Genomic DNA, 25342 nt, shown 5'->3' with positions numbered 1-25342 from the left:
GATGTGCTTTGCTTATTCGGTGAACCCGTTATTGTAGGACGTGACGAGGGCGGATTCGGCATTGCCGGGAATGCGGCCCACGCCCAGAACCGCATAGCTTTCCACTTTAATGGAGGGGGCACTGCCGGAATCTATGACGGTTTGGTCCCTGGGCGTAAAAGGCTCGCAATCGGTGATTTCGGTGCTGACTTCCTCCCCCGCCACCTCCGTGGTCTCGGTGTAGGTATTGCATACCAGCTTGACGTAAGGTGATTCCTTGGGGCCGCAATAGCGGGAGGAATAGCGGGGGGGAATCTCGCTACTATTTTCCCCGTCGGTAAGCTCTTCGAAGTCAGTAAGGCTGCCGATCACGGCATCGGTGCAGTTCCATGAGTCCTGGGCCGTCCCGGTATCGTTCCGGATGGCGGCTTCCGCGGTGCGCACGGCCAGTTCTCCGGTGTGAAAGGCGCGGTATTGCTCCTTGACGTTGCCGGCCATGCGCTCTTCGAGGATGGTGCTGCGCATGCTGGCGACACCCAGGATGGTGAGCACCACCAGCATGATAAGGGAGACGACCAGGACGGCGCCGCGCTGGCCGGAAGGCGCATGCGCCGGTGGGCGGAGGGCGGTGGCGGCGTTCATAGCAGGCGGTTCCTGAGGGCGATGGTGGAGGTGAAGACTTGGCGCAGGCGGCGGTCGTCGGTGTTTACGGGCGCGCCGCCGAAGGTGACGGATTGCACTTCGGGAACCACGTTAGTTTCCGCACTGCGCACCAGCAGTTCGACGCGCACGGCGACCACGTTTTCCCAGTTGCCTGCTACGGAACTGGCGCTGGCGTCGACGAAGTTGCCGTCGGCCTGGCGGGGGTTGCCTGCGCTTCTCAGGCTGTATAGGAGGCGCATATTCTCGACCCCCTCCACGAGTTCCTGTGCGGCTTGGGTGCCAGCCCTGCGGAAAAGGGCGGGCTCGCCGCCGGCGCCTGTGCCGATGTAGTAGGTGACGGGAAACGCCGCACCGGACACGCGCAGCACGCCGGCATCCTCGAAATTCATCGGGTGGGCTTTGATGAAGTCGTTGCGGTTGCTCGAATCTATGTGTCCGGCGTTGCAATCTGCGAAACTGAGCCGGTGGGTAGCGGTAGGGCCGTCATCGTCTCCGCCGCCTGTTTCACCCTCTTCCCCGCCGCCTCCCGCAATTTCGGAGATGCCGCAGAGCTCCAGCACGACGCCCCGCGTGCAGTTTTCCTCGATGATCACCATGGTTTCACCCGTGTCCGGTTCCGCATCGGGGGCGATTTCCACATCCAGGGTCAGACCGGATGACGTGTCGCTGTCGAGAACCCGCATGGGCCCGCCCCGGGGGGAGAAGGTCTGGGCGGTGACCCAGTCTCCCCGGAGCCGGCCGGCAGGGGCCGTGCCTTCGCCTTCGCTGTATACGGAGGGGACGGTTTCGGGGGAGAACACGGCATTCCAGTTTGCCGTGGCATCGGGGTTGGCAGTTTGGCCCTCGCCGATGGCGCTGGGGTCGGTGAGCGCTACACGCAGCCGGCCTTCGTGAAGGTCGCCCGGTTCGACTTCCTGCTCGGCTTCCTGCCCCAGGCGCGTGCAGCCGAATTCCCGTGCCGGGCTGTAGCCGGCCGCGCGCAGGTCGCGGGCCATGAATTCCAGGGCGAAGCGCCCGCTTTCCTGGACGCGGGACAGGGCTTCGCTGGTGCGGTAGCTCTGCTTGCTGCCGAGGAAGATGGTGATGACGCCGGCGATCAGTATCAGGCCGACCGCCATGGCGACCAGCAGTTCGACCAGGGTGAGCCCGCGCTGGGTGGAGGGTGTTTTCATGATCTGCCAAGCCGGGTGCGAAATTCAAAGATTTGCCTGTTTTCCTGGTCGCCCGCGTCCGTCTCACCACCCGCCTTGATGTTGCCGCGGGCGTCGGTCCATTCGACGAAGATCGTGACGTTGCCGTCGCTGTCGCAGACACCCACGAAGCCTTCCGCATCGGCGCCGAGCAGGTCGGTGAGGAGGGTGTTCCATTCTGTGCGCTTAGTGTCGCTGCTGCCATCGTCATATACCGTGCAAGCGGTGAGGCTCTGCGCCTGCATGCGGTCGGCGAGATCGTTGGCGAGCCAGGTGGCCTGGGAACGTTGATAGGCGCTGTACCCGCTCTGCAGGCTGGTTAATTGCAGACCGGCCACACCGAGCAGGCCAACGCTGAGGATGACCACGGCAACAAGGATTTCGAGGAGCGAGGTGCCTTGCTGGTGCTTGAAAGCGAGGAGGGTCATGAACATGCTCCTGTCTTCGTGCTGACACGTCCTAGGCCGGCGACGCCGACGCAGCGCTGGACGGCGGTGCTGCCGCTGGAGGTCTGGACCTGGAATTCCCCGGTTGCGCTCGCGGTGCCGTCGGACTGGAACACGATGCCGCCCGCGGGGCCGGTAACGACCGGCTCGCCGGCTGCGGCATCCCAGACCTTCAGTACGGTGGCTCCCTGCAGCATGAGCCAGCCAGCCGCCCAGTTCGTGCCGTTTTCGCAAGCGCTGCCGGCGGCATTGCGGCGGCAGACGGTGATGGGGCTCCTGCGCTTGATGGCCTCAGAGCGGGCAGTTTGCAGCGTGCCCACGATGTCGTTGGCGATGGCCGTGGCGCGGTTGTTCTGGATCAGGTTCCGGAAGCTCGGAATACCGATGCCGAGCAGCACCGCGAGCACCGCGACGGTGAGCATCAGTTCGATGATGGTGAAACCACGTGTCTTTTTCATGGGTTGGACACTATGCGGAGTGGGCGGGAGGCTCAAGACGCCGGCGATGAAAGACTGAATTCGGCCGATGAGCGGTTTGCGGGTCCTGGGTGTCAGGATCCGGCCGGCAATTATGCCTGTCTGTGTCGAATGGAAACCGGATGGAGACCATGCCACAAACGGGACGGTACGCGCAGGGCAGGGCAGGGCTGCGATGCTATGCCTGCGGTACGAGGAGGGGGGAGGGCCTTGCCGCGGTCGGGCCGTGGTCATACGGCCGCGGCAGAGTGTGTGCGACCACCAAGGAGCAGGGAGCGTACCCTAAAGTAGGTGGGCGGCCATCAACTGGTCCAGCGCCGATTCTATCCGGGAAAGTTCGTATTCCTGCGGGTTGCCGGAATCGGCGAGGCGGGCGTGGATGGCCGCGGGGTCGGCGCCGACGGCACGCGCTGCATGCAGGACGGCGAGGGTGAAGGTGTCGAGGAGGTGGGTGTCGCCCGAGCGGCGGTCATAGAGCGCCGCCCCGTCTTCCCAGACGGCTTCGAGCAGGTGGGGCTGCGGGGCGGAAGGGCCGTTCAATAGGACGAGAGCCCCGTCCGTTCGAAGTACGCGACGATGTCGGCCGCGTACCAGGGGTTGGCGCCGGCGTGGGGCTTGTAGTAGCCCTTCTGGGCGTATTCGGACCACAGCGCCTTGAGGCTCTGTTCGGTCATCGCGCGCGGGTCGACCAGGCCGGTGCGGATGTTGAGCAGGACGCTGACGAAATGGGCGCCGATCTCGGACGGGTCGGCGTGTCCGGGCAGATCCATGACTTCGAACAGGGAGAGCGGCTTCCAGCCCTGCTGGCCGGACTTGAAGTAGCGGCCGTGCGACCCTTGCGGAAAGTAATTGTGGAACGGATCGGTCAGCGGGATCGGCCAACTGGTGAACGGGCCGTACTTGCTGATGTCGTCATCGTCGTCGTCATGCCCATGACCGGGGGACTTGTCCTTGCCGCCATGCTGGCTGTACCACAGTTTCTTGCGGTGATCGATTTCTTCCTTGGCGGAGTGTTTCCACTTTTTATGGGAGTATCCCCAGCACTTGGGCTTGTCTTCTTCCTTGTGGCTCGCCGTTCCGGACAGGGCTGCGGAGGGGCAGGTGCAGTAGGTCGCCAGTACCGGCCGGCTGGTCAGGGTGAGCAGCAGCGGTGCCGACGACAGCCCGCCGCGCAGCAGTCGGCGGCGCAGGCCGGAGACGTCGTGCGTCGGGGGTGTTTCAGCGGCGCGGTGATCCTGGTCGGGGGTCATGGCGATTCGTCCTGCCAAATGCCTGCGGTAGATGTTAGGTGTGCCATGGCGGCCGTGCCGTGAACCAATGCACGGACGGGGCGCGTTGTGTCTGATCGAAGCAATATCGATGCCGGATGGAGAATGTCGATATATAACAGTGCATTGCGCGCTGTCTGGGGGTGGTTCTGGGGCGTGCGGAAATAATGTGTAAAGTATTCCGACGCGCTAGCGCGCAGTGCCGCGGCCTAGGGCCGCCGTGCGCCGAGTTCGTCATTGAGGCGTGCCAGGAGGCGGAGCGCTTCGCCCAGGTAGCCGCGGCCGAACAGGTTGAGGTGGTTGAGGATGTGGTACAGGCTGTAGAGCAGCTTGCGCTGCTCGTAGCCTTCATTGAGCGGCGCGCAGCGCCGGTAGGCGGCATGGAAGGCGGTGGGAAAACCGCCGAACAGCTCGCTCATGGCGATGTCGGATTCCCGGTCGCCGTAATGCACGGCCGGATCGAACAACGCCGGGGTGCCGTCGGCCAGCACCGCTGCATTGCCGTGCCACAGGTCGCCGTGGAGCAGGCTGGGGCGCGGGCGGTAGTCGAGGAAGAGCGCCGGTACACGTTCGAGCAGGCGTTCGCCCTGGCGCTGCAGATCGCCGCCGAAGCCGTGGGCGCGCGCCAGCGCGAATTGCGGCCGCAGGCGGTATTCGGTGAAGAACAGCGCCCAGTTGTCGGTCAGGACATTGGGCTGCCGGTTTGCACCGATGTAGTTGTCGGCCGGCCAGCCGAAGCGCTCGCCACAGTGCGCGTGCAGGGCGGCGAGCGTTTCGCCGTAGCGGCTGCCTTCCCGCTCGGTGTGCACCGGGCGCAGTTCGAGATGCTCCAGGATCAGGCTGGTGTACTGCCCGTCGCTGCCGCAGGCGATCACGGCCGGGGTGCGGAAGGTGCCGGTGGCGGCGATTGCGGCCAGCCCGTCCGCTTCGGCGGCGAACACGGGCAGTCGCTCGGCGCTGTCGAGCTTGACGAAGAAGCGCCGTGCGCCATCGCCGGCGACGAAGGACTCGTGGCTGCAGCCGCCGCCGGCCGCCTCGATGTGGGTGAGGCGGAAGGCGTTGCCGAGGGCCGCACGCAGCGCGGCTTCGATGGGTGCGCGTGCGGTGGCGGGCGGCATTGTCGCTGGGGCGACGGTCAGCCGAGGCGGGCGCGGGCCCGGGCGATGGCCGCCCGCACCTGATCCGGTGCGGTGCCGCCCACGTGGTTGCGCGAGGAGAGCGAGCCTTCGACGGTGAGCACGGCGAAGATGTCGTCGGCGAGTTTGTCGGCTGTGCCCGGCACGTGGACCATGGCGTCGCGCAGTTCGGCCAGCGAGAGTTGCGGCAGGTCGCGGTCGAGGCCCTCGGCCGTGCGCACCGCCAGCGCCACGGCCTCGTGGGCGTCGCGGAAGGGCAGGCCCTTCTTGACCAGATAGTCGGCGAGATCGGTCGCGGTGGCGTAGCCCTGGGTGAGCGCGCCGCGCATGGCGTCCGCCTTGACGCGGATGCCGGTGATCATGTCGGCGTAGATGCGCAGCGTGTCGATCACCGTGTCGGCGGTGTCGAAGAGCGGTTCCTTGTCTTCCTGGTTGTCCTTGTTGTAGGCCAGCGGCTGGCCCTTCATCAGCGTCAGCAGCGAAATCAGACTGCCATTGACGCGGCCGGTCTTGCCGCGCACCAGTTCGGGCACGTCCGGGTTCTTCTTCTGCGGCATGATGCTCGACCCGGTGCAGAAGCGGTCGGCCAGGTCGATGAAGCCGAAGCGGGGGCTCATCCACAGGATCAGCTCTTCCGACAGGCGGGAGAGGTGGGTCATCAGCAGCGCCGATGTGGCGCAGAATTCGATGGCGAAGTCGCGGTCGCTCACCGCATCCAGCGAGTTCTGGCTGACCTCGTCGAAGCCCAGTTCGGCGGCCACGAATTCGCGGTCGATGGGGTAGCTGGTGCCCGCCAGCGCGGCGCTGCCCAGCGGCAGGCGGTTCACCCGCTTGCGACAGTCGGCGAAGCGCTCGGCGTCGCGCCGGGTCATCTCGTAGTAGGCCATCAGGTGGTGGCCGAAGGTCACGGGCTGCGCGACCTGCAAGTGGGTGAAGCCGGGCATGGGCGTGGCGGCGTTGGCCTCGGCCACGTCGAGCAGGTTCTTCTGGAAGTCGCCGATCAGCGCCAGAATCCGGTCGATGGCGTCGCGCAGCCACAGGCGGATGTCGGTGGCGACCTGGTCGTTGCGGCTGCGGCCGGTGTGCAGGCGCTTGCCGGCGTCGCCCACCAGTGCGGTGAGGTGCTTTTCGATGTTGAGGTGGACGTCCTCGTCGTCCAGGTTCCAGGCGAATTCGCCGCGTTCGATCTCGCCCGCGATCTGCGCCATGCCGCGCTCGATGTCGGCCAGATCCTGCGCGGCTATGATGCCTTGGCGGGCCAGCATCTTCGCGTGCGCGAGCGAGCCGCGGATGTCCTGCTGCGCCATGCGCTGGTCGAAGAACACCGAGGCGGTGTAGCGTTTGACCAGATCGGAAACGGGTTCGGAAAAGCGCCCGGACCAGGCCTTGGCCGGCTGGGAGGAAGTAGTGTCTGTCATAATGCGCGCTTGAAGGATGTTTCCGGCCGGACCCGGCCGTTCATGGGGCCGTCGGGTGCGCCGCACCCCGGCTTGAGCGATGCAAAGTATAAAGCAAAAGGCCCAGCCTCCCTTGCCGCCCGGCGGACTGCCCGATTTCCGCAATCTGGGCGTGCTGCTGCGCCTGCTCCTGCTGGTGAATGTGCTGGTGGTGGCCACCGCACTGGTGCAGGCGGACAGCTTCGACGGCTTCATGCTGCAGTTCATCGCCCTGGCCGGGCGCGTGGAACTGCCGCTGCTGGCCGTGGCCCTGCTGCTCTACCTGGTCCAGCCCTGGCTCGCGCGCCGGTCGCGGCGGGTCGGCATGGTGCTGGTCATGGCCGCCGTGCTGGCCGTCGCGGCCGCCGCGTACTGGCTCGCGGGCGGCTTTGGAGGTTTCGGCGGCGTCGGCCTGCAGCGCTGGCTGTTGTGGGCGGCGGTGGCTGGCGTGCTCGGCCTGTTGTATTTCGACTACCGCAACCGCCGGCTCTCGCGGGCTCTCTCCGAAGCGCGGCTGATGGCGCTTACCGCCCGCATCCGCCCGCATTTCCTGTTCAACAGCCTCAATGCCGTGCTCGGCGTGATCCGCTCCGACCCGCGCCGCGCCGAGCGCGCCCTGGAGGAACTGGCCGACCTCTTCCGCGTGCTGATGCGCGAGAACCGGGAGCTGGTGCGTCTGGATACCGAACTCGCCCTGTGCGAGCGCTACCTGGACTTGGAACGCCTGCGTCTGGGCGAGCGCCTGCAGGTGCGCTGGCAGGCCGAGCACTGCCCGCGCGACGCTCTGGTGCCGCCGCTGCTGTTGCAACCCCTGCTGGAGAACGCGGTGTATCACGGCATCGAACCCCTGGCCGAAGCGGGCGAGATACGGGTGCAGTTGTACCGCCGCGGCGAAGAACTGCGCATCGAGGTGGAAAACCCGGTGTCCCGCGATCTTTCGCATCACGAAGGCAACCGCATGGCGCTGGATAACCTGCGCGAACGGCTGATGCTGTTCTTCGACCTGGAGGCGGGGCTGGAGAGCGAGCGGCGCGAGGGCCGCTACCGGGTGCGCATCCGCATGCCCTACCGGAGTGCACCCGCATGAACGATACGGTCACCAGAACCCTGCGCGTGCTGATCGTGGACGACGAGGCGCCGGCCCGCAGCCGCCTGCGCGACCTGCTCGGCGACATCGCCGCGACCCAGCCCACCGAGGTCGCCGGCCTCGCCGCCAACGGCGTGGAAGCCTTGCGCCTGCTGGAAGCGGCGCCCGTGGACGTGGTGCTGGCCGACATCCGCATGCCGGTCATGGACGGCGTGGAGCTGGCCCGCCACCTGCGCCGCCTGCCGCAGGCGCCCGCCGTGATCTTCACCACCGCCTACGACCAGTACGCGGTGCAGGCCTTCGAACTGGCCGCGGCGGACTACCTGCTCAAGCCGGTGCGGGCGGAACGCCTCGCCGATGCGCTCGGCAAGGCGCGCCGCCACCTGGCGCCGGCCGATGCGGCCCTGGCGGCGCTGGCGCCGGGCGTGCGCCGGCACTTCAGCGTGAGCGAACGCGGGCGCATCCTGCTGGTGCCGGTGGAGGCCGTGCTCTACCTGAAGGCGGAGCAGAAGTACGTCACCGCGCGCACCGTGGAGCGGGAATACCTGCTGGACGAATCCCTGGTGCAACTGGAACAGGAATTCGGCGGGCGCTTCCTGCGCATCCACCGCAACAGCCTGGTGGCGCGCGCCGCGCTGCAGGGCGTGGAACGGGCGGCTGACGCGGACGAGGAAGGCGGCGAAGGCCACTGGCAGGTGCTGCTCGCCGGCGTGCCCGAACGCCTGCCGGTGAGCCGCCGGCAGTGGGCGGCGGTCAAGCAGTTGTTGGGGTTGTAGCACGCGGCGTCAGCCGCTGTTGCGCAACCCGGCGGCAATGCCGTTGATGGAGATGTGCAGCCCCAGGCGGATGCGCTCGTCGTCATGGGTTTCCCGGTGGCGGCGCAGGAGTTCCACCTGCACATGGTTGAGCGGGTCCAGGTAGGGGAAGCGGTTGCGGATCGAGCGCTTGAGCAGCGGGTTGCCGTCCAGCAGTTCGCGCTGGCCGGTGATGGCCAGCAGCGCCTCGACCGTATCCTGCCATTCGGCGCGGATGCGCGCGAAGATGGCGTCGCGCAGGGCCGCGTCCCGCACCAGTTCGGCGTAGCGCGCGGCGATGGCCAGATCGGTCTTGGCCAGCACCATGTCCATGTTCGACAGCAGGGTGGCGAAGAAGGACCACTCCCGGTGCATGCGCCGCAGGTGGGCGAGGCCGTCGTCCGGCCGGGCGGCGAGCCAGGCCTTGACCGCGGTGCCGAAGCCGTACCAGCCGGGCAGCATCAGCCGGCATTGGGCCCACGAGAACACCCAGGGGATGGCGCGCAGATCCTCGATGCGCATGCCTTTCTTGCGGGAGGCGGGGCGCGAGCCGATGTTGAGCTCGGCGATCTCGCTGATCACCGTGGACTGCCAGAAGTAGTCCTCGAAGCCGGGCGTCTCGTACACCAGCCCGCGGTAGGCGGCGAAGGCGCCGTCGGAGAGCGCCTGCATGGTGTCGAGGAAGGCCGGGTCCGGCGCGGCGCCGCCGTCCGCCAGCAGCGTGGCTTCCAGCGTGGCGGCCACCAGCACCTCCAGGTTGCGCCGGCCCACTTCCGGGTTGCCGTATTTGGCGGCGATGACTTCGCCCTGCTCGGTGAGGCGGATCTGGCCCTGCACCGCGCCGCCCGGCTGGGCCAGGATGGCCTGGTAGCTGGGCCCGCCGCCGCGGCCCACCGAGCCGCCGCGGCCATGGAACAGGCGCAGGCGCACGCCGTGGCGGGCGAAGGTTTCCGCCAGGCCGATCTCGGCCTTGTAGAGCTCCCATCCCGAGGTCAGGAAGCCGCCGTCCTTGTTGCTGTCGGAATAGCCCAGCATCACTTCCTGCAGCTCGCCGCGGGCGGCCACCAGCGCCCGGTACGGTTCCAGTGCGAACAGGCGGTCCATCACGCCGGGGGCGTTGCGCAGGTCCTCGATGGTCTCGAACAGCGGCACGACGTTCACGTCCAGAGCGCCCTCGTGGGGCCGCAGCAGGCCTGCTTCCTTGAGCAGCACGGCGAGTTCGAGCAGGTCCGAGACGTCGGCGGTCTTGGAGATGATGCAGTTCTGGATCGCCGCCGGGCCGAAGCGCAGATGGGCGCGGCGCGCGGCGCGGAAGATCGCCAGCTCGGATTCGGTTTCTTCGCTGTAGGCGAGATGGGGCGAGGCGAGCAGGCGCGGGGTGGCGAGCTCGGCCAGCAGCAGGTCGATGCGGGCGGTCTCGTCCAGCGTCCGGTAGTCGGCCGCCGCGCCCGCGGTGGCGAGCAGTTCGGCCACCACGCGTTCATGCACGTCCGAGTTCTGGCGCAGGTCGATGGGCGCTAGGTGGAAGCCGAACACTCTGAGCGCGCGGCGCAGGTGGCGCAGGCGGCCGCGGGCCAGTGCGGCCGTGCCGTTGGCGACGAGCGAATGGTGGAGGATGTCCAGGTCCGCGGCGAATTCGGCGGGGTCGGCATAGGACTCGGCTTCGCCCACCGGTGGGCGCGGCGGCGCGCTGCCGAGCAGGGCGTGCCAAGTGGCGGCGAGGCGCGCATACATGCCCGCGATGGCGCGGCGATAGGGTTCGTCGCTGCGGTGCGGGGAGTGGTCGGCGGAACGTTCGGCCAGGGCCAGCAGGGCGTCCGAAACCTGGACCAGGCCGAGGGCGAGGGAAAGCTGCGCGCCCAGCGCGTGCAACTCGTCCAGGTAGAAGCCGAGCGCCGCGGCGGCCTGCAGTGCGAAGGCGCGCTCCAGCACCTCGGCGGTGACGAAGGGGTTGCCGTCCCGGTCCCCGCCTATCCAGTTGCCGACCTGCAGGAAGGCGGGCAGTTCGGCCCCGGCCTGCCCGAGGTGGTCTTCGATGCCGGCATACAGGCGCGGCAGTTCGCGCAGGAAGGTGGTGGAGAAATAGGACAGGCCGTTGTTCACCTCGTCGATCACCGACAGCCGGGCCGGGCGCAGCATGCGGGTCTGCCACAGGGTGAGCACGGCGCGGCGCAAGGAATCGACGTTGGCCGCCAGTTCCTCGGGCGTAAGCTGCATGCGGTCGCGCTCGTCCAGGAGCTGGGCGATCCCGGTCTGGCAGTTGAGGATGCTCTTTCTCTGCACCTCGGTGGGATGGGCGGTGAGCACCGGCGACACCAGGGCGTGGGTGAAGAAGTCCGCCAGCGCCGCCGGTGCATCCTGGCCCAGTGCATGGGCGGCGCGCTCCAGCGCACAGGCCAGGCTGCCTTCCCGCGGCGCGGAGCCGGCCAGCAGGTGGGCGCGGGAGCGGCGGATGTGGTGCTGGTCCTCGGCGATGTTGGCCAGATGCGAGAAGTAGCTGAACGCGCGCACCACCTGGATGGTCTGCTCCCGTTCGAGGGCGTCGAGAATGCCTTCCAGCTCGCGGCGGGCGTCCAGGTCGTCGTAGCGGCGGAAGCGCACCGAAGTCTGGCGGATGCGTTCGATCAGGGCGAAGCTGGCTTCGCCCTGCTGGTCGCGCACGGTGTCGCCCAGCAGGCGACCGAGCAGGCGGATGTCTTCGCGCAGCGGCGCGTCCTTGTCGGGGGTAGTCGGGGTGTCGGCCATCGTGGCGGTCAGCTTCGATATCGTCGGTTGAATGGGAGGCGGGATGCCGTCCCGTGGGCCGGGAGGGCGGGCGGCATGCATGCTAGAATCGCGCCCAGCCAGAGCGCCATGGGTGTCAACCCTGATGCTGCACCGCGGCGAAAAGCGGCCTCCGGCATGAATCCCGTTCTCCTTGCATGAGTTCCCGACCGTGACCCGAAACGAATCCGGCAGCGCCGCGCCCGAGCGCATCGTCATCGCCACCCGCGAAAGCCGTCTCGCCCTGTGGCAGGCCGAGCACGTCAAGGCGCGGCTGGAGGCATTGTATCCGGCATGCCGGGTGGAACTGCTGGGCATGACCACGCGCGGCGACCAGATCCTCGACCGGCCGCTGGCCAAGGTGGGCGGCAAGGGCCTGTTCGTCAAGGAACTGGAAACCGCGCTGCTCGACGGCCGCGCCGACATCGCCGTGCATTCCATGAAGGACGTGCCCATGGAGATGGCCGAACCCTTCGCGCTGCCCTGCATCTCGGCGCGGGAACTGCCGCTCGACGCCTTCGTCTCCAGCCGCTACGCCAGCCTGGACGACATGCCGCCGGGGGCCGTGGTCGGCACCTCCTCCCTGCGTCGCGAGTCGCAGTTGCACATGAGCTATCCCTACCTGGCGGTGACCAGCCTGCGCGGCAACCTGGACACCCGCCTGCGCAAGCTGGACGAAGGCCAGTACGACGCGATCATCCTCGCCGCCGCGGGCCTCAAGCGCCTGGGTCTGGGCGAGCGCATCCGCGCCCTGCTGCCGTCCGAGGTCTCGCTGCCCGCGGCCGGGCAGGGCGCGCTGGGCATCGAGTGCCTGGCGGACCGGCCCGAGGTCGCTGCCTGGCTCGCGCCCCTGAACGACCCCGACACTTCCGCCTGCGTGCGCGCCGAACGCGCAGTCGCCCGGGCGCTGGCCGGCAGTTGCGAGGTGCCCCTCGGCGCCTACGCTGAAATTCGTGCCGGCCGCCTGTGGCTGCGCGGTTTCGTCGCGCTGCCCGACGGCAGCCGCATGGTGCGCGCCGAGCGCGAAGGCGACCCGGCCGAAGCGGAGGCGCTGGGCCGCGCGCTGGCCGACGAGCTGCGCGCCCAGGGAGCCGAGGCCATCCTCGCCGAACTCGGCTGACTCGCCGCCCCGGGCATGCCCCAGACCGCACCCCAGCCCCTTGCCGGGCTCCGCATCCTCGTCACCCGTCCTGCCGCGCAGGCGGACGCCCTGTGCGAGGCCATCGCCGCCCATGGCGGCACCCCGGTGCGTTTTCCTGTCATGGCCATCGAGGCGCTCGCCGATACGTCCGCGCTGGAGGACCTGGCCGACCGCCTCGGCACCTTCGATCTCGCCTTCTTCGTCAGCCCCAATGCCGTGCAGCACGCCCTGCGCGCCATCCTCGCGCGGCGCGCGTGGCCGGCCGGCGTGGCGGTTGCCACAGTGGGCAAGGGCAGCGAGCGCGCGTTGGCCGAGCACGGTTTCACCGGTGTGATCGCCCCGGACAGCGGTTTCGACAGCGAAGCCGTGCTGGCGCTGCCGGCCTTCGCGCCGGAAGCCGTGCGCGGACGCCGCGTCGTCGTGTTCCGCGGCGACGGCGGGCGCGACCTGCTCGGCGACACGCTGCGGGAGCGCGGCGCGGAAGTAGAGTACGTCACCTGCTACTGCCGCGCACTGCCACCGGTCGAACCGGCGCTGCTGCAGGGCCTGGCCGAGCGCGGCGAGCTCGATGCCATCAGCCTGACCAGCAGCGAGGGCGTGCGCAACTTCCTCACCCTGTTCGGCGGCGAGCTGCCGCCGGCGCTCGCGCGCATACCTGTGTTCGCCTCGCACCCCCGCATTGCCGAGCAGGCGACGCTGGCCGGTTTCTCCCGCGTCATCGCCACCGAACCGGGCGACGACGGCCTGCTGGCCGCGCTGGAAGCGCACTTCGATACCAGCCTCGGTTAAACTGAACGCATGAAAGAAGAAACCCCCGCGCTCACGCAGCCGCCGGCCGCCGCCGATGCGGCCGCGCCCAGGACCGGCGATCAGGCTTCCGCCGACCCCCGGCCGGCAGACCTTTCCCCGCCTGCGCCGCCCGCCCGCGGCGGCTCGCCCGGACTGGCGATCGTGCTCGCGGTCGTGGCCCTCCTCGGTGCGGCCGCCGCGGGCTGGCAGGCCTGGCAGACGCGCAGCCAGGCCGGCGAACTGCGCGACGAGCTCGCAAGCCGCCTGGCCGCGGCCGATACCGCCGCCACCGAGGCGCGCGCGCTGACCCGCCAGCAGCAGGAAGCCATTGGCACGCTGCAGGGCAAGCTCGGCGCGCTGGAGTCCAAGGTCGCTGCCACCGAAGGGCAGGCGGCGGCGCTCGAAGCCCTGTATCAGGAATTCTCCCGCTCGCGCGAGGACCGTGTGATCGCCGAGGTCGAGCAGGCGGTGACCATCGCCGGCCAGCAACTGACCCTCGCCGGCAACGTGGAAGCGGCGCTGATCGCCCTGCAGGGCGCCGAGGCCCGCCTGGCGACGCAGGACCGCGGCCAGATTGCCCCGCTGCGCCGCGCCATCGCCCGCGACATCGAACAACTGCGCGCGATGCCGCAGGTGGACGTGCAGGGCATCGCCCTGCGCCTGGAAATCATGCAGGATCGCATCGAAACGCTGCCGCTGGCCTATGCCGGTGAACTGCCGCGTCCCGCCGAGGCGACCGATGCCGTCTCCGAACCCGCCTCGTTCGGCTCCGCGCCGCTCGATTTCGTCGCCATGCTGGGGCGCGATCTGTGGAACGAGCTCAAGACCCTGGTGCGCGTCGAGCGCCTGGACCAGACCGAGCCCGTCCTGCTCGCGCCGGCGCAGGGCACCTTCCTGCGCGAGAACGTCAAGATCCGCCTGCTCACCGCGCGTCTCGCGCTGCTGGCGCGGGACGGCAACAACTATGCGGCCGACCTGAAGCAGGCACGCGGCTGGATCGAGCGCTTCTTCGACCTGCGCGACGAAGGCGTGCAGGCGCTGGTGGCCGAACTGAAGACGCTGGAGGCCACGCCCGTGGTCGTCGAGCACGGCGTGACCCTGGACAGCATGGCGGCCCTGCGCCTGTTGCAGGCGCGCCCGGCAGGTGGCGCCGATGCGGAACCCGCCGGCCCGGCTGACGACGGGCAGGACGCCGGCGGCGCAGCCGCTCCGGCGCGCTGAGGCCGACCCATGCGCGCCCTGATCTGGCTCATCGGCATCTTCGCGCTGGCCGCCGCCATTGCGGTCGCCGGCAGCATCAATACGGGCTACGTGCTGCTGGCGGTACCGCCCTACCGCGTGCAGTTGTCGCTCAACCTGGTCATCATCGGGCTGCTGGCGGCATTCTTCGTCGCCTACCTGCTGGTGCGCGTGTTGCACAACACCCTTGCGTTGCCGGGTGCGGTGAGGGCCTTTCGCGAGCGCCGCAGGCGCGACAAGGCCGGCCGCATGCTGCGCGACGCGCTGCGCACGCTGTTCGAGGGGCGCTATGCGCAGGCACTTAAGCTGGCCGAAAAGTCGTGCACCCTGGGCGAACGAACCCCCGCGGCGGCGCTGGTGGCGGCGCGGGCGGCCCACGCCATGCGCGACGAGACCCGCTACAAGACCTGGATCGGCCGCATCGCTGAATACGGTGATGCGGCCCGCGCCGCACGCCTGATGACCGAGGCCGAACTGGCGGTGGAAGACCGGGATTTCCAGCTCGCCGCCGAGCGCCTCGAAACCCTGCGCCTGCTCGGCAACCGCCAGATCGCCGCCCTGCGCCTGTCCCTGCGCGTGGCCTCCGCCCTGCACCGCTGGGACGAGGTGCTCAAGCTCGCGCGCCAGCTCTACAAGCACAAGGCCCTGTCCGACGAGCAGGTCGCCCCGCTGGTCCGCCGCGCCCACGTGGAGCGCATGCGTGAACTGGGCGGCGACGGCAAGGCGCTGTCCGACTACTGGAAGGCGATCCCCGCCGCCGAGATGAAGGACCGCCGCCTGGTCGAGCGGGCGGTGCCGCTGCTGGTGGCGGGCGGGCAGGGAGCGCTGGCGCGGCGCAAGGTGGAGCAGTTGCTGGACGCCGAGTGGGATTCCGGCCTGGCGCGCCTCTACGCCCTGTGCGGCCAGGACGACGCGGTGGCCTGCCTGGCCAAGGCGGAAGAGTGGCTCAAACGGCATCCCCAGGATGCCGGCCTGCTGCATGCGCTGGGCCGCTTGTGCCTGCAGGCGCAGTTGTGGGGCAAGGCGCAGAGCTATCTGGAACTGTCCCTCAAGCAGGACCCGGCGGTGGAAACCCATCTGTCCCTGGCCGGGCTGCTGGAGCAGCTCGGGCGGGGCGAGGAAGCGCAGGAGCACTACCGCGCGGCGGCGAAGGTGTCGGCCGAGCCGGCGGCACAGCAGGGCAGTCTGCCGGTCGCGATCTGAGTCCGATCCATGGGTGCCACGGGCTGGTAGGAGCGGCCTTGGCCGCGATGCGGCCTGCGGGAAAACGAACGCCGCATCGCGGGCGAGCCCGCTCCTACACCCAGTCCTGCGGCTTCAGATAGCGCTCGTACAGTTCCGCTTCCGCGCTGCCCGCTTCCGGGTGCCAGTCGTAGCGCCACTTCACGATGGGCGGCAGGGACATCAGGATGGATTCGGTACGCCCGCCCGACTGCAGGCCGAAGAGGGTGCCCCGGTCGAACACCAGGTTGAATTCCACGTAGCGCCCGCGGCGGTAGGCCTGGAAGTCGCGTTCCCGCTCGCCATAGGGCGTGTCGCGGCGGCGTTCGAGGATGGGCAGGTAGGCGTCGACGAAGGCGTTGCCCACGGAGCGGGTGAGGCCGAAAGCAGCATCGAACGGGGTCTTGCCGTCCGCGCCCAGGTCGTCGAAGAACAGCCCGCCCACGCCCCGCGGTTCGTTGCGGTGCTTGAGGAAGAAGTAGCGGTCGCACCAGTCCTTGAGCCGACGGTATTCCGCTTCGCCGCCGAAAGGAAGCACCGCCGCCTTGCAGGTGGCGTGGAATTGGCGCACGTCCTCTTCGAAGCCGTAGTAGGGCGTCAGATCCATGCCGCCGCCGAACCACCACACCGGCGCCTTGCCTTCGGCCAGGGCGACGAAGCAGCGCACGTTCATGTGCGCGGTGGGGCAGTAGGGATTGCGCGGGTGCAGCACCAGGGACACGCCCATGGCCTCGAAGCGGCGGCCGGCGAGTTCCGGGCGGTGGGCGGTAGCGGAAGCCGGCATGCCTTCGCCCGTGACGTGGGAGAAGTTCACCCCGCCGCGCTCGAAGAAGCCGCCTTCCTCGATGACGCGGGTCAGCCCCCCGCCGCCGCCCGGGCGCTCCCAGCCGTCGGCGCGGAAGGGCTGGCCGTCGAAGGCTTCCAGGCGTTCGACGATGCGCGCCTGCAGGGTGGTGAAATACTGCTTGATGGCGGCGAGATCGGGCGTCATGGTTTCCGGCGATGTCGTTACTGCCGTGGGAGCGGGCTTGCCCGCGATTGCGGTCGGGGCTACATGGACGCCGCAATCGCGGGCAAGCCCGCTCCTACATGGAGAGGGATCAGCCCTTGCGCGCCACGGCCCGGTGGCCGATGTCGCGGCGGTACTGGCGGCCGGCGAACTGGATCTGGTCGGCGGCCTCGTAGGCGAGCTTCTGCGCGCTGCGCACGTTGTCGCCCAAGGCGGTGACGCACAGCACGCGGCCGCCGGCGGTGACCACTTGGCCGTCCTTCTCCGCCGTGCCGGCATGGAAGACGTGGACGTCCGCGGTGTCGGCGGGCAGGCTGGTGATGGGGTCGCCCTTGCGGGGGCTGTCCGGGTAGCCCGCGGCGGCGAGCACCACGCCCAGGGCCACGCGGCGGTCCCATTCGGCCTCGGCCTGGTCGAGCTTGCCTTCGATGGCCGCCTCCACCAGGTCGGCCAGGTCGGTCTTCAGCCGCATCATGATGGGCTGGGCTTCCGGGTCGCCCAGGCGGCAGTTGAACTCCACCACGCGGGGTTTGCCTGCGTCGTCGATCATCAGCCCGGCGTAGAGGAAGCCGGTGTAGGGGCTGCCGTCGGCGGCCATGCCGGCCAGCGTGGGCTGGATGATCTCGCGCATCACGCGGGCGTGGATTTCGGGGGTGACCACCGGGGCGGGGGAGTAGGCGCCCATGCCGCCGGTGTTGGGACCCTGGTCGCCGTCCTGGAGGCGCTTGTGGTCCTGGCTGGTGGCGAGCGCCAGCGCGTTCTTCCCGTCGGCCATGACGATGAAGCTCGCTTCCTCGCCCTGCATGAATTCCTCGATGACCACGCGCGCGCCGGCGTCGCCCATCTTGTTGTCCAGCAGCATCATGTCGATGGCGGCATGGGCCTCGTCGGTGGTCATCGCCACCACGACGCCCTTGCCTGCGGCCAGGCCGTCGGCCTTGATGACGATGGGCGCGCCCTCGGCCTTCAAGTAGGCGTGGGCTTCGGCCGCGTCGGCGAAGGTCCGGTACTTGGCGGTGGGGATGCCGTGGCGGACCAGGAACTGCTTGGCGAAGTCCTTGGAGCTTTCCAGCCGTGCGGCGGCCTGCAGCGGGCCGAAGATGGGCAGGCCGGCGGCGCGGAAGGCGTCCACCACGCCGGCGGCCAGCGGCGCTTCCGGGCCGACCACGGTGAAGGCGACCTTTTCCCTGTGGGCCAGCTCCACCAGCTCGGGGATCGCCGTGACCGGGGCGTTCTCCAGCAGCGGCTCGCGCGCGGTGCCGGCGTTGCCGGGGGCGACCAGCACGCGGGTGACCTTGGGCGACTGGGCGAGTTTCCAGGCCAGCGCGTGTTCGCGTCCGCCCGAGCCGATGACGAGGACTTTCATGGACTGCTCCGTGCTCAGTGGCGGAAGTGGCGGAAACCGGTGAACACCATGGCGATGTTCTGCTCGTCGGCGGCGGCGATCACCTCCGCGTCGCGCACCGAGCCGCCGGGCTGGATCACCGCGGTGGCGCCGGCCTGGGCGAGCACGTCCAGCCCATCACGGAAGGGGAAGAAGGCGTCGGAGGCCACCACGCAGCCGGTGATCTGCAGGCCGGCGTTCTCGGCCTTGATCCTGGCGATGCGGGCGGAGTCCACGCGGCTCATCTGGCCGGCGCCCACGCCCACGGTCTGGCCGTCCTTGCAGTAGACGATGGCGTTGGACTTCACGTACTTGGCCACGCGCCAGGCGAACAGCAGGTCGGAGAGTTCGGCGTCCGTGGGCGCGCGCTTGGTGACCACCTTCAGGTCGGCGAGGGCGATGCGGGCCTCGTCGGCGCTCTGCACCAGCAGGCCGCCGCCCACGCGCTTGTAGTCGAGGGCGCCGGCAGGCTTGCCCAGCGGACAGGTGAGCACGCGCACGTTCTGCTTGGCGCGCAGCAGTTCCAGCGCGTCGGCGGTGTAGGAGGGCGCGATCAGCACTTCGAGGAACTGGGCCGACACGGCTTCCGCAGCGGCGCGGTCCACCACGCCGTTGAAGGCGATGATGCCGCCGAAGGCCGAGGTGGGGTCGGTGGAGAAGGCCTTTTTGTAAGCCTCCAGCGGGGTCGCGCCGAGGGCCACGCCGCAGGGGTTGGCGTGCTTGACGATCACACACGCCGTGCTGTCGAAGGCCTTGACGCATTCCCACGCCGCATCCGCGTCGGCGATGTTGTTGTAGGAGAGTTCCTTGCCCTGCAACTGGGTGTAGCCTGCGATGGCGCCTTCGGGCGTGTTCGGCTCGCGGTAGAAAGCCGCGCTCTGGTGCGGGTTCTCGCCGTAGCGCAGGTCCTGCACCTTGTCGAAGGCGAGCTGGAAGCGTTCGGGGTAGGCCTGCTTCGAGAGGTCGCCGGCTTCGTTGGTGACCAGCGCGGTGAGGTAGTTGGAGATGGCCGAGTCGTAGCGCGCCGTATGGGTGAAGGCCTTCACCGCCAGCGCGAAGCGGGTTTTGTAGCCGAGCTTGCCGCCATTGGCCTTGAGCTCGGCGACGATGCCGGCATAGTCCTCGGGATCGGTGACGATGCCCACGCCGCCCTGCTCGTTGCCGTGGTTCTTGGCCGCGGCGCGCACCATGGTGGGGCCGCCGATGTCGATGTTCTCGATGGCGTCTTCCAGCGAGCAGTCCGGGCGGGCCACGGTGGCCTGGAAGGGGTAGAGGTTCACCACCACCAGGTCGATGCGGCTGATGTCGTGGTCGGCGATGGTGCGCATGTGCTCGGCCAGGTCGCGGCGGGCGAGGATGCCGCCGTGCACCTTGGGATGCAGGGTCTTGACGCGGCCGTCCAGCATTTCGGGAAAGCCGGTGTGCTCGGAGACGTCGGTGACGGCGAGGCCGGCCTCGCGCAGCAGGGCGGCGGTGCCGCCAGTGGACAGCAGCTTGACGCCGAGGGCGGCCAGTTCGCGGGCGAAGTCGAGCACGCCGCGTTTGTCGGAAACGCTGATCAGGGCTTGGGTGACGGTCATGGGAAGCTTGGGCAACGGGAAGTGGGGAAAGGCGTGGGGAACGCGCCGCCCCGGGGGCGGCGCGGAATGATCACAGCAGATCGTATTCGTTGAGCTTGCGGCGCAGGGTGTTGCGGTTGATGCCCAGCATGTCGGCGGCGGCGGTCTGGTTGCCGCCGGCCTGGCGCAGCACGAATTCCAGCATCGGACGCTCCACGTTGCGGATCACCATGTCGTAGATGGCGGCCGGCCGTTCGCCGTCCAGGTCGCGGAAGTACTGGTCCAGGGTGCGCTGGACGGATTCGGCGATGTCGTTGGAACGGCTCATGCTGCGAGCTCCTGCGGATAGTCTTCCTCGTAGCGCAGGCGGGCGTCTTCCGCCGCCAGGCGGCCGAAGAACTCGTCCACCGCGTCGAGTTGTACGTCGATGTCGGGCAACTGGTTCATGGCGCGGCGGAAGGCCGCGGAGCCGACCAGGCCCTTGGTGTACCAGGAGATGTGCTTGCGCGCGATCTTGACCCCGGTCTCCTCGCCGTAGAAGGCATAGAGGTCGGCCAGGTGCTCGCGGCACACCTGGTGGATTTCGCTCACCAGCGGCGGCGCGAGCAGTTCGCCGGTGGTCAGATAATGTTCGATCTCGCGGAAGATCCACGGCCGGCCCTGGGCGGCGCGGCCGATCATGACGCCGTCGGCGCCGGTGTGGTCCAGCACGTGTCTGGCCTTCTGCGGGCTGTCGATGTCGCCGTTGGCGATCACCGGGATGTTCACCAGCGTCTTGACGTGGGCGATGGTGTCGTACTCGGCTTGCCCCATGTACTGGTCGGCGCGCGTACGGCCGTGGATGGCGATGGCGCGCACGCCCGCTTCCTCGGCGATGCGGGCGATGGCGGGGGCGTTGCGGTTGTCCCGGTTCCAGCCGGTGCGGAACTTCAGCGTCACCGGGGTCTCCGGCACGGCCGCGACCACGGCGTCGAGGATGTGTCCCACCAGGGCCTCGTCCTGCATCAGCGCGGAGCCGGCCATGACGTTGCACACCTTCTTGGCCGGGCAGCCCATGTTGATGTCGATGATCTGCGCGCCGTGGTCCGCGTTGTAGCGCGCGGCCTGGGCCATCATGGCCGGATCGGCGCCGGCGATCTGCACGGAGATGGGCGCCACCTCGCCCGCATGGTCGGCCCGCCGGCGGGTCTTGGCGCTGCCGTAGAGCAGCGAATTGGAGGTCACCATCTCGCTCACCGCGAGCCCGGCCCCCAGCTTCTTGCAAAGCTGGCGGAAGGGGCGGTCCGTGACCCCGGCCATGGGGGCGACGAACAGGTTGTTGCGCAGGGTGAAGCCGGCGAACTGCATGGGGATCGGGCTTGGGGAAAAGGCGGCATTTTACCCCATGCGGCGAGGGGTTGGGGCGCGCCGCGCCGGCCGGCTGCAGGCGGCGGGGCGGTCTTCCGGCGGAGCGGCGCGCGCCTGCTCGGTTTGCGCCGGGGTGGCTCAGGGCCAGGCGCGGGCGCCGAACATCATGCGCTTGGCGACGAAGTGGCGCAGCGGTCCGACCAGATCCAGGGCGAACAGGCCGGCGCCGCGCAGGTGGCGCAGGGGGGCGAGGTCGTTGCTGAAGAGGCGCACCAGGGTGTCGGTGAAGCCGATGGTGCCAAAGCGGTCCGGGTTGCGGCGGCTGGCGTAGGCGGCCAGCGTGGCGGTTGCGCCGGGGTCGCCGGGGTGGCGCAGCAGGGTGTCGGCCAGCGCCCACACGTCGCGCAGGGCGAGGTTGAAGCCCTGGCCGGCGACCGGATGCAGGGTCTGGGCGGCATTGCCCAGCCACACGGTGCGGGGGCCGACCGGGGTCTTGCGCACCTTGAGGCCGAGGGGGTAGCGCAGCCGCTCGCCGATGGACGTCAGGCACAGGCGGCCGCCGAGATGGGCCTGCAGGTGGGCGAGGTAGGCGGCATCGTCGAGGGCGAGCAGTTCGTCCGCCTGTTGCGGGCTGACCCCGTGCACCAGCGCGTAGGAAGTACCGCAGGGCAGCAGGGCCACTGGACCGGCCGGGGTGAAGCGTTCGAAGGCGGTGCCGGGAGGCGCGCCTTCGGCTTCGACCAGGGCGATCAGCGCGTGCTGGCCGTAGTCCCGTTCGGTCAACTCGGCGGCCTCCGCCCGGATGCCGCCTTCCGCGCATATAGCCAGGCGGACGCGGCGTTCCCCTGCGTGTCGGCCGGCGAGCTGCACCGTCACGCCGTCCGCGTCGGGCGCGAGGCTGCGCACCTCGGTCTCGTCCAGCACCGGAATGCCGGCCGCGTCCACCGCGCGGCGCAGCGCGCCGGCGAGGGCGCCTGCGGGCAGCACGTGGCCCAGCGCGGGCACGCCGTAGTCCGCGGCGCGGATCAGCGTGCGGCCGAAGCCGCCCTGCTGGGAGACGTGGATGGTGATGATGGGCGTGGCGGGCAGCGCCTGCCACACGCCGAGGCGTTCGAGCGTGAGCCGGGTGCCGTGGGACAGGGCCAGCACGCGCGGGTCGGCGGCGACCGCTTCCGGTTGTCTGGTGTCGGCGAGCGCCACGTCGAGCCCGCTGTCCTTCAATGCGAGCGCGAGCGCCAGGCCCACCGGGCCGGCACCCGCCACCAGCAGGTCGTGTTCCGTCATGCGCGGCCCTCGCGCATCACGGCTTCGATGTCCGCCACGCTGCGCGGGGCGTCCTCGGTGATGAACTCGCAGCCGTCGGCGGTGACCACCGCGTCGTCCTCGATGCGCACGCCGATGTTCCAGAAGTCCTGGGGTACGTCGTCGGCGGGGCGGATGTAGCAGCCGGGCTCCACGGTGAGCACCATGCCGGGGGCGAGGGAGCGCCATTCGCCGCCCTGCTTGTACTCGCCGGCGTCGTGCACGTCCATCCCCAGCCAGTGGCCGGTGCGGTGCATGTAGAAGCGGCGGTAGTCGCCGTTCTCCAGCACGCCGTCCAGGCTGCCGGCGAGGAGCTTCAGGTCCAGCATGCCCTGGGCGAGCACCTTGACCGCGGCCTCGTGGGGTTCGTTCCAGTGGGCGCCGGGGCGGATGGCGGCTTTTGCTGCGGCCTGGGCGGCCAGCACCAGTTCGTAGACGTCGCGCTGGGGGCCGGAGAAGCGGCCGTTGACCGGGAAGCTGCGGGTGATGTCCGAGGCGTAGCCGTCCAGTTCGCAGCCGGCGTCGATCAGCAGCAGGTCGCCGTCGGCCATGCGGCGGTCGTTTTCCACGTAGTGCAGCACGCAGGCGTTGGGGCCGCTGGCGACGATGCTGGTGTAGGCCGGGGCCTGGCTGCCGGCGGCGCGGAAGGTGTGCAGCAGTTCGGCCTCGACCTCGTATTCGAAGCGCCCCGGGCAGGCGGCGGCCATGGCGCGGCGGTGGGCGCGGGCGGAGATGGCGGCGGCGCGGCGCATGGTGTCCAGTTCGAAGGCATCCTTGACCAGGCGCATTTCGTCCAGCTCGGCGCGGATGTCCCGCACCGAGTGGGGCGGCACCACGCCCGTGCGCGAGTTGGCGCGCACCGCGTTGAGCGCGGCCATGATCCTGCCGTCCCACTCGCTGTCGTAGCCCAGGCCGCTCCACAGCACGGGCCTGTCGGCGAGGAGTTCGGGCAGGCGGCGCTCCAGGTCGCCGACGGTGTACGCCTCGTCGAAGCCGAAGGCGGCCTGGGCGGCTTCCGGGCCGTAGCGGTAGCCGTCCCAGATTTCCCGCTCCTCGTCCTTGGCGCGGCAGAACAGCACGCTGCGGTCCTCGTCGCCTGCGATCAGTACCGCCACCGCCTCCGGCTCGCGGAAGCCGGTGAGGTAGTAGAAGTAGCTGTCGTGGCGGTAGAGGTAGTGGGCGTCCCGGTTGCGGATGCGCTCGGGCGCGGTGGGCAGGATGGCGATGCCGCCGCCTTCCGCGCGCATGCGGGCGAGCAGGCGGGCGCGGCGGGCGCGGAAGGGGGTGATGTCGAGGACGGATTCGAGGGGGGCGTTCATGGATGGATTATGGCATGCGCTCAGAGGCTCTTTTGGACGCCGAGATGCGCGTCCAGTTCGGCCAGCCGGGCCGGCGTGCCCACGTCCAGCCAGTAGCCTTCATGCAGGCTGCCCGACACGCGCCCGGCGGCCATGGCGGCGCGCAGCAAAGGGGCGAGCTTGGCCGGGCGGCCGGCGGGCAGTTCGGCGAACAGGGCCGGATGGTAGGCGCCCAGGCCGGAGAAGGTGAGGCGCTCCCCAGCGCCGTCGTGTACGCGGCCGTCGGCGAGCACGAAGTCGCCCCCAGGGTGGTGGGCCGGATTGGGCACCAGCAGCAGGTGGGCGAGATCGCCGTCGGTGGCGAGCCGGCCGGCCGCGGCGGCGAGGGCTGCCGGGTCGGCATCGCAATAGACGTCGCCATTGATCACCAGGAAGGGGGCTTCCCCCAGCAGGGGGAGGGCCAGGCGGATGCCGCCGGCGGTTTCCAGCGCCTCGCCTTCCCGCGACCAGGCGATGTGCACGCCCCAGGTGCTGCCGTCACCGAGGGCGGCTTCCAGTTGCGCGCCCAGGTGGGCGTGGTTGATGATCAGCTCGGTGATGCCGGCCGCGCGCAGGCGCTCGATGTGATGCACGATCAGCGGCTTGCCGCCGGCCGGGAGCAGGGGCTTGGGGCAGGTGTCGGTGAGCGGGCGCATGCGTTCGCCGCGGCCTGCGGCCAGGATCATCGCGCGCATGGTTGTCGTCGCCGGCTCAGAAGGTGTAGCCATATTCGACCGGCTCGGGGTCGAACTGGTCGAGGAGCTTCAGCAGCGGTGCCAGTTCGCCGTAGCGGCGGCAGGCGCGGCGCAGATAGTCGGCGACCAGCGGCATGTCCTTCAGGTAGCCGTCCTTGCCGTCCCGGTGGTAGAGGCGGGCGAAGATGCCCAGCACCTTGAGGTGGCGCTGCACCCCCATCCATTCGAAGTCGCGGTGGAAGTCGGCGAAGTGCTCGCGCACCGGCAGGTGGAGCTTGCGCGCCGCGTCCCAGTAGCGCGCCAGCAGGTCGAGGACGAAATCCTCCTCCCAGCGGATGTAGGCGTCCTTGAGCAGCGAGGCCAGGTCGTAGCTGAGGGGGCCGTATACCGCGTCCTGGAAGTCGATGATGCCGGGGTTGCGGCCGTCTTCCAGGTACATCAGGTTGCGGGAGTGGTAGTCCCGGTGCACGAAGACCTGCGGTTCGGCCAGGTTCACCGCCAGGATGCGCTCGAAGGTCCGGTCGAGCATGGCGCGCTCGGCGTCGGTGAGCGTGTGGCCCTTGTGGCGGGCCACGTACCATTCGGGGAAGAGGGCCAGCTCGCGGGCGAGCAGTTCGCGGGAATACTCGGGCAGCGCATCCGGGCGGCTGGCGGCCTGGATGGCGATCAGGCTGCCCAGGGCCTCGGCGTAGAGCCCGTGGGCAGTGGCGGTGTCGGCCGGGTCGAGCACGTCGAGGTAGGTGCGGCTGCCCAGGTCCGAGAGCAGCAGGAAACCCTGGCCCACGTCCTGGGCCAGCACCTCGGGCACGTGGGCGCCGGTGGCGCCGAACAGCTCCGCGACCCTGAGCCAGGGGCGGCAGTCCTCGTGCTCGGGCGGGGCGTCCATGACGATGCGCGAGGGGCCGCCGTCGGCGAAGCTGACGCGGAAATAGCGCCGGAAGCTGGCGTCTGCCGACGCCGGGGCGAGCTCGAAGGCGCGGCCGGGCAGTTGCGCGGCGAGCCACTGCTGCAGTTGGTCGAGTCGATGCAAACCGGTTCTCCGCAAACGTTCGTGTAAAATCCGCAAGTTTATCAAAGGCAC

General features: G+C 69.5%; 24 protein-coding genes. 6 read left to right on the top strand and 18 right to left on the bottom strand.

Going from position 1 to position 25342, the window contains the following annotated elements; translation table 11 throughout:
* Positions 1 to 12 precede the first annotated feature (12 nt).
* From E6O51_RS03760 to argH, 8 genes are all read right to left on the bottom strand, one after another.
* Complete coding sequence (locus E6O51_RS03760) at positions 13 to 621, bottom strand: pilus assembly PilX family protein (protein WP_136383621.1); 609 nt, start codon at positions 619 to 621, stop codon at positions 13 to 15.
* A complete protein-coding gene (locus E6O51_RS21750) occupies positions 618 to 1814 on the bottom strand; it encodes a PilW family protein (protein WP_168735177.1) in 1197 nt (398 codons plus the stop codon). Before E6O51_RS21750 ends, E6O51_RS03760 begins: the two co-directional genes overlap by 4 nt.
* Positions 1811 to 2260, bottom strand: a complete 450-nt coding sequence (pilV, locus tag E6O51_RS03750) for a type IV pilus modification protein PilV (RefSeq protein ID WP_136383620.1) — start codon at positions 2258 to 2260, stop codon at positions 1811 to 1813. Before pilV ends, E6O51_RS21750 begins: the two co-directional genes overlap by 4 nt.
* Positions 2257 to 2736, bottom strand: coding sequence for a GspH/FimT family pseudopilin (locus E6O51_RS03745; RefSeq protein ID WP_168735181.1), 480 nt, complete (start codon positions 2734 to 2736; stop codon positions 2257 to 2259). The genes pilV and E6O51_RS03745 overlap by 4 nt, the downstream gene beginning before the upstream one ends.
* Positions 2737 to 3036: 300 nt before the next feature.
* Positions 3037 to 3294: an HPr-rel-A system PqqD family peptide chaperone gene (locus E6O51_RS21745; RefSeq protein ID WP_168735176.1), complete on the bottom strand. Its 258-nt coding sequence runs from the start codon at positions 3292 to 3294 to the stop codon at positions 3037 to 3039.
* On the bottom strand, positions 3291 to 4004 hold the full coding sequence (locus E6O51_RS21740) for a hypothetical protein (RefSeq protein WP_168735175.1): 714 nt from the start codon (positions 4002 to 4004) through the stop codon (positions 3291 to 3293). Before E6O51_RS21740 ends, E6O51_RS21745 begins: the two co-directional genes overlap by 4 nt.
* A gap of 227 nt (positions 4005 to 4231) precedes the next feature.
* Entirely contained in the window at positions 4232 to 5140 is a 909-nt protein-coding gene (locus tag E6O51_RS03735; RefSeq protein ID WP_136383618.1) for a fructosamine kinase family protein, read from the bottom strand.
* Positions 5141 to 5157: 17 nt separating this feature from the next.
* A complete protein-coding gene (gene argH, locus E6O51_RS03730) occupies positions 5158 to 6576 on the bottom strand; it encodes an argininosuccinate lyase (RefSeq protein WP_136383617.1) in 1419 nt (472 codons plus the stop codon).
* A gap of 79 nt (positions 6577 to 6655) precedes the next feature.
* On the opposite strand from argH, the gene E6O51_RS03725 reads away from it, so the two are divergent.
* The gene (locus E6O51_RS03725) at positions 6656 to 7681 is read left to right on the top strand and encodes a sensor histidine kinase (RefSeq protein ID WP_136383616.1); all 1026 of its coding nucleotides are present in this window, start codon (positions 6656 to 6658) and stop codon (positions 7679 to 7681) included.
* Positions 7678 to 8457: a LytR/AlgR family response regulator transcription factor gene (locus E6O51_RS03720; RefSeq protein WP_136383615.1), complete on the top strand. Its 780-nt coding sequence runs from the start codon at positions 7678 to 7680 to the stop codon at positions 8455 to 8457. Before E6O51_RS03725 ends, E6O51_RS03720 begins: the two co-directional genes overlap by 4 nt.
* 9 nt (positions 8458 to 8466) lie before the next feature.
* Here the strand turns inward: E6O51_RS03720 and ppc are convergent, their stop codons facing one another.
* Positions 8467 to 11220 (bottom strand): phosphoenolpyruvate carboxylase, encoded by a 2754-nt coding sequence (gene ppc / locus E6O51_RS03715; RefSeq protein WP_136383614.1) that lies wholly within the window; start codon positions 11218 to 11220, stop codon positions 8467 to 8469.
* A gap of 190 nt (positions 11221 to 11410) precedes the next feature.
* Here ppc and hemC point away from each other — a divergent pair, with 190 nt between their 5' ends.
* The 4 genes from hemC to E6O51_RS03695 are packed head-to-tail and all read left to right on the top strand — an operon-like array spanning position 11411 to position 15610.
* A complete protein-coding gene (hemC, locus tag E6O51_RS03710) occupies positions 11411 to 12358 on the top strand; it encodes a hydroxymethylbilane synthase (RefSeq protein ID WP_136383613.1) in 948 nt (315 codons plus the stop codon).
* A 15-nt stretch (positions 12359 to 12373) separates the two neighbouring features.
* A complete protein-coding gene (locus E6O51_RS03705; protein ID WP_136383612.1) occupies positions 12374 to 13168 on the top strand; it encodes a uroporphyrinogen-III synthase in 795 nt (264 codons plus the stop codon).
* A 9-nt stretch (positions 13169 to 13177) separates the two neighbouring features.
* Complete coding sequence (locus E6O51_RS03700) at positions 13178 to 14389, top strand: uroporphyrinogen-III C-methyltransferase (protein ID WP_136383611.1); 1212 nt, start codon at positions 13178 to 13180, stop codon at positions 14387 to 14389.
* A gap of 9 nt (positions 14390 to 14398) precedes the next feature.
* Positions 14399 to 15610: a heme biosynthesis HemY N-terminal domain-containing protein gene (locus tag E6O51_RS03695; protein WP_136383610.1), complete on the top strand. Its 1212-nt coding sequence runs from the start codon at positions 14399 to 14401 to the stop codon at positions 15608 to 15610.
* Between the two features lie 94 nt (positions 15611 to 15704).
* Here the strand turns inward: E6O51_RS03695 and hemF are convergent, their stop codons facing one another.
* The 9 genes from hemF to E6O51_RS03650 all read right to left on the bottom strand — a co-directional run bounded on the left by hemF (position 15705) and on the right by E6O51_RS03650 (position 25291).
* The gene (gene hemF, locus E6O51_RS03690) at positions 15705 to 16619 is read right to left on the bottom strand and encodes an oxygen-dependent coproporphyrinogen oxidase (protein WP_136383609.1); all 915 of its coding nucleotides are present in this window, start codon (positions 16617 to 16619) and stop codon (positions 15705 to 15707) included.
* A gap of 109 nt (positions 16620 to 16728) precedes the next feature.
* On the bottom strand, positions 16729 to 18003 hold the full coding sequence (purD, locus tag E6O51_RS03685) for a phosphoribosylamine--glycine ligase (RefSeq protein WP_136383608.1): 1275 nt from the start codon (positions 18001 to 18003) through the stop codon (positions 16729 to 16731).
* A gap of 14 nt (positions 18004 to 18017) precedes the next feature.
* A complete protein-coding gene (gene purH, locus E6O51_RS03680; RefSeq protein WP_136383607.1) occupies positions 18018 to 19601 on the bottom strand; it encodes a bifunctional phosphoribosylaminoimidazolecarboxamide formyltransferase/IMP cyclohydrolase in 1584 nt (527 codons plus the stop codon).
* 70 nt (positions 19602 to 19671) lie between these two features.
* The gene (locus tag E6O51_RS03675) at positions 19672 to 19908 is read right to left on the bottom strand and encodes a helix-turn-helix domain-containing protein (protein ID WP_136383606.1); all 237 of its coding nucleotides are present in this window, start codon (positions 19906 to 19908) and stop codon (positions 19672 to 19674) included.
* Entirely contained in the window at positions 19905 to 20927 is a 1023-nt protein-coding gene (gene dusB, locus E6O51_RS03670) for a tRNA dihydrouridine synthase DusB (RefSeq protein ID WP_136383605.1), read from the bottom strand. The genes E6O51_RS03675 and dusB overlap by 4 nt, the downstream gene beginning before the upstream one ends.
* Positions 20928 to 21065: 138 nt before the next feature.
* Positions 21066 to 22211 (bottom strand): FAD-dependent monooxygenase, encoded by a 1146-nt coding sequence (locus E6O51_RS03665; protein ID WP_136383604.1) that lies wholly within the window; start codon positions 22209 to 22211, stop codon positions 21066 to 21068.
* Positions 22208 to 23548, bottom strand: coding sequence for an aminopeptidase P N-terminal domain-containing protein (locus tag E6O51_RS03660; protein WP_136383603.1), 1341 nt, complete (start codon positions 23546 to 23548; stop codon positions 22208 to 22210). Before E6O51_RS03660 ends, E6O51_RS03665 begins: the two co-directional genes overlap by 4 nt.
* A 20-nt stretch (positions 23549 to 23568) precedes the next feature.
* Positions 23569 to 24252 carry an N-acetylmuramate alpha-1-phosphate uridylyltransferase MurU gene (murU, locus tag E6O51_RS03655; protein ID WP_136383659.1) on the bottom strand — a complete coding sequence of 228 codons (684 nt, stop codon included), beginning with the start codon at positions 24250 to 24252 and terminating at the stop codon, positions 23569 to 23571.
* Positions 24253 to 24277: 25 nt separating this feature from the next.
* Positions 24278 to 25291 carry an aminoglycoside phosphotransferase family protein gene (locus E6O51_RS03650; protein ID WP_136383602.1) on the bottom strand — a complete coding sequence of 338 codons (1014 nt, stop codon included), beginning with the start codon at positions 25289 to 25291 and terminating at the stop codon, positions 24278 to 24280.
* Positions 25292 to 25342 lie beyond the last annotated feature (51 nt).

The sequence above is a fragment of the Pseudothauera rhizosphaerae genome (assembly GCF_004801305.1).
Taxonomy (GTDB): domain Bacteria; phylum Pseudomonadota; class Gammaproteobacteria; order Burkholderiales; family Rhodocyclaceae; genus Pseudothauera; species Pseudothauera rhizosphaerae.
Note: the sequence above shows the minus strand (reverse complement) of the source record. Positions and strands in the feature narration are given on the sequence as shown.

Excerpts from the sequence above, each read along its gene's own strand:
- E6O51_RS03725 (WP_136383616.1), top strand. The coding sequence starts at position 6,656 with ATGCAAAGTATAAAGCAAAAGGCCCAGCCTCCCTTGCCGCCCGGCGGA.
- E6O51_RS03760 (WP_136383621.1), bottom strand. The coding sequence starts at position 621 with ATGAACGCCGCCACCGCCCTCCGCCCACCGGCGCATGCGCCTTCCGGC.
- E6O51_RS03675 (WP_136383606.1), bottom strand. The coding sequence starts at position 19,908 with ATGAGCCGTTCCAACGACATCGCCGAATCCGTCCAGCGCACCCTGGAC.
- E6O51_RS03660 (WP_136383603.1), bottom strand. The coding sequence starts at position 23,548 with ATGAACGCCCCCCTCGAATCCGTCCTCGACATCACCCCCTTCCGCGCC.
- ppc (WP_136383614.1), bottom strand. The coding sequence starts at position 11,220 with ATGGCCGACACCCCGACTACCCCCGACAAGGACGCGCCGCTGCGCGAA.
- E6O51_RS21740 (WP_168735175.1), bottom strand. The coding sequence starts at position 4,004 with ATGACCCCCGACCAGGATCACCGCGCCGCTGAAACACCCCCGACGCAC.
- E6O51_RS03700 (WP_136383611.1), top strand. The coding sequence starts at position 13,178 with ATGAAAGAAGAAACCCCCGCGCTCACGCAGCCGCCGGCCGCCGCCGAT.
- E6O51_RS03720 (WP_136383615.1), top strand. The coding sequence starts at position 7,678 with ATGAACGATACGGTCACCAGAACCCTGCGCGTGCTGATCGTGGACGAC.
- E6O51_RS03695 (WP_136383610.1), top strand. The coding sequence starts at position 14,399 with ATGCGCGCCCTGATCTGGCTCATCGGCATCTTCGCGCTGGCCGCCGCC.
- hemF (WP_136383609.1), bottom strand. The coding sequence starts at position 16,619 with ATGACGCCCGATCTCGCCGCCATCAAGCAGTATTTCACCACCCTGCAG.
- E6O51_RS21750 (WP_168735177.1), bottom strand. The coding sequence starts at position 1,814 with ATGAAAACACCCTCCACCCAGCGCGGGCTCACCCTGGTCGAACTGCTG.
- E6O51_RS03665 (WP_136383604.1), bottom strand. The coding sequence starts at position 22,211 with ATGACGGAACACGACCTGCTGGTGGCGGGTGCCGGCCCGGTGGGCCTG.
- pilV (WP_136383620.1), bottom strand. The coding sequence starts at position 2,260 with ATGACCCTCCTCGCTTTCAAGCACCAGCAAGGCACCTCGCTCCTCGAA.
- E6O51_RS03735 (WP_136383618.1), bottom strand. The coding sequence starts at position 5,140 with ATGCCGCCCGCCACCGCACGCGCACCCATCGAAGCCGCGCTGCGTGCG.
- murU (WP_136383659.1), bottom strand. The coding sequence starts at position 24,252 with ATGATCCTGGCCGCAGGCCGCGGCGAACGCATGCGCCCGCTCACCGAC.
- E6O51_RS03705 (WP_136383612.1), top strand. The coding sequence starts at position 12,374 with ATGCCCCAGACCGCACCCCAGCCCCTTGCCGGGCTCCGCATCCTCGTC.
- dusB (WP_136383605.1), bottom strand. The coding sequence starts at position 20,927 with ATGCAGTTCGCCGGCTTCACCCTGCGCAACAACCTGTTCGTCGCCCCC.
- argH (WP_136383617.1), bottom strand. The coding sequence starts at position 6,576 with ATGACAGACACTACTTCCTCCCAGCCGGCCAAGGCCTGGTCCGGGCGC.
- purH (WP_136383607.1), bottom strand. The coding sequence starts at position 19,601 with ATGACCGTCACCCAAGCCCTGATCAGCGTTTCCGACAAACGCGGCGTG.
- purD (WP_136383608.1), bottom strand. The coding sequence starts at position 18,003 with ATGAAAGTCCTCGTCATCGGCTCGGGCGGACGCGAACACGCGCTGGCC.
- E6O51_RS03745 (WP_168735181.1), bottom strand. The coding sequence starts at position 2,736 with ATGAAAAAGACACGTGGTTTCACCATCATCGAACTGATGCTCACCGTC.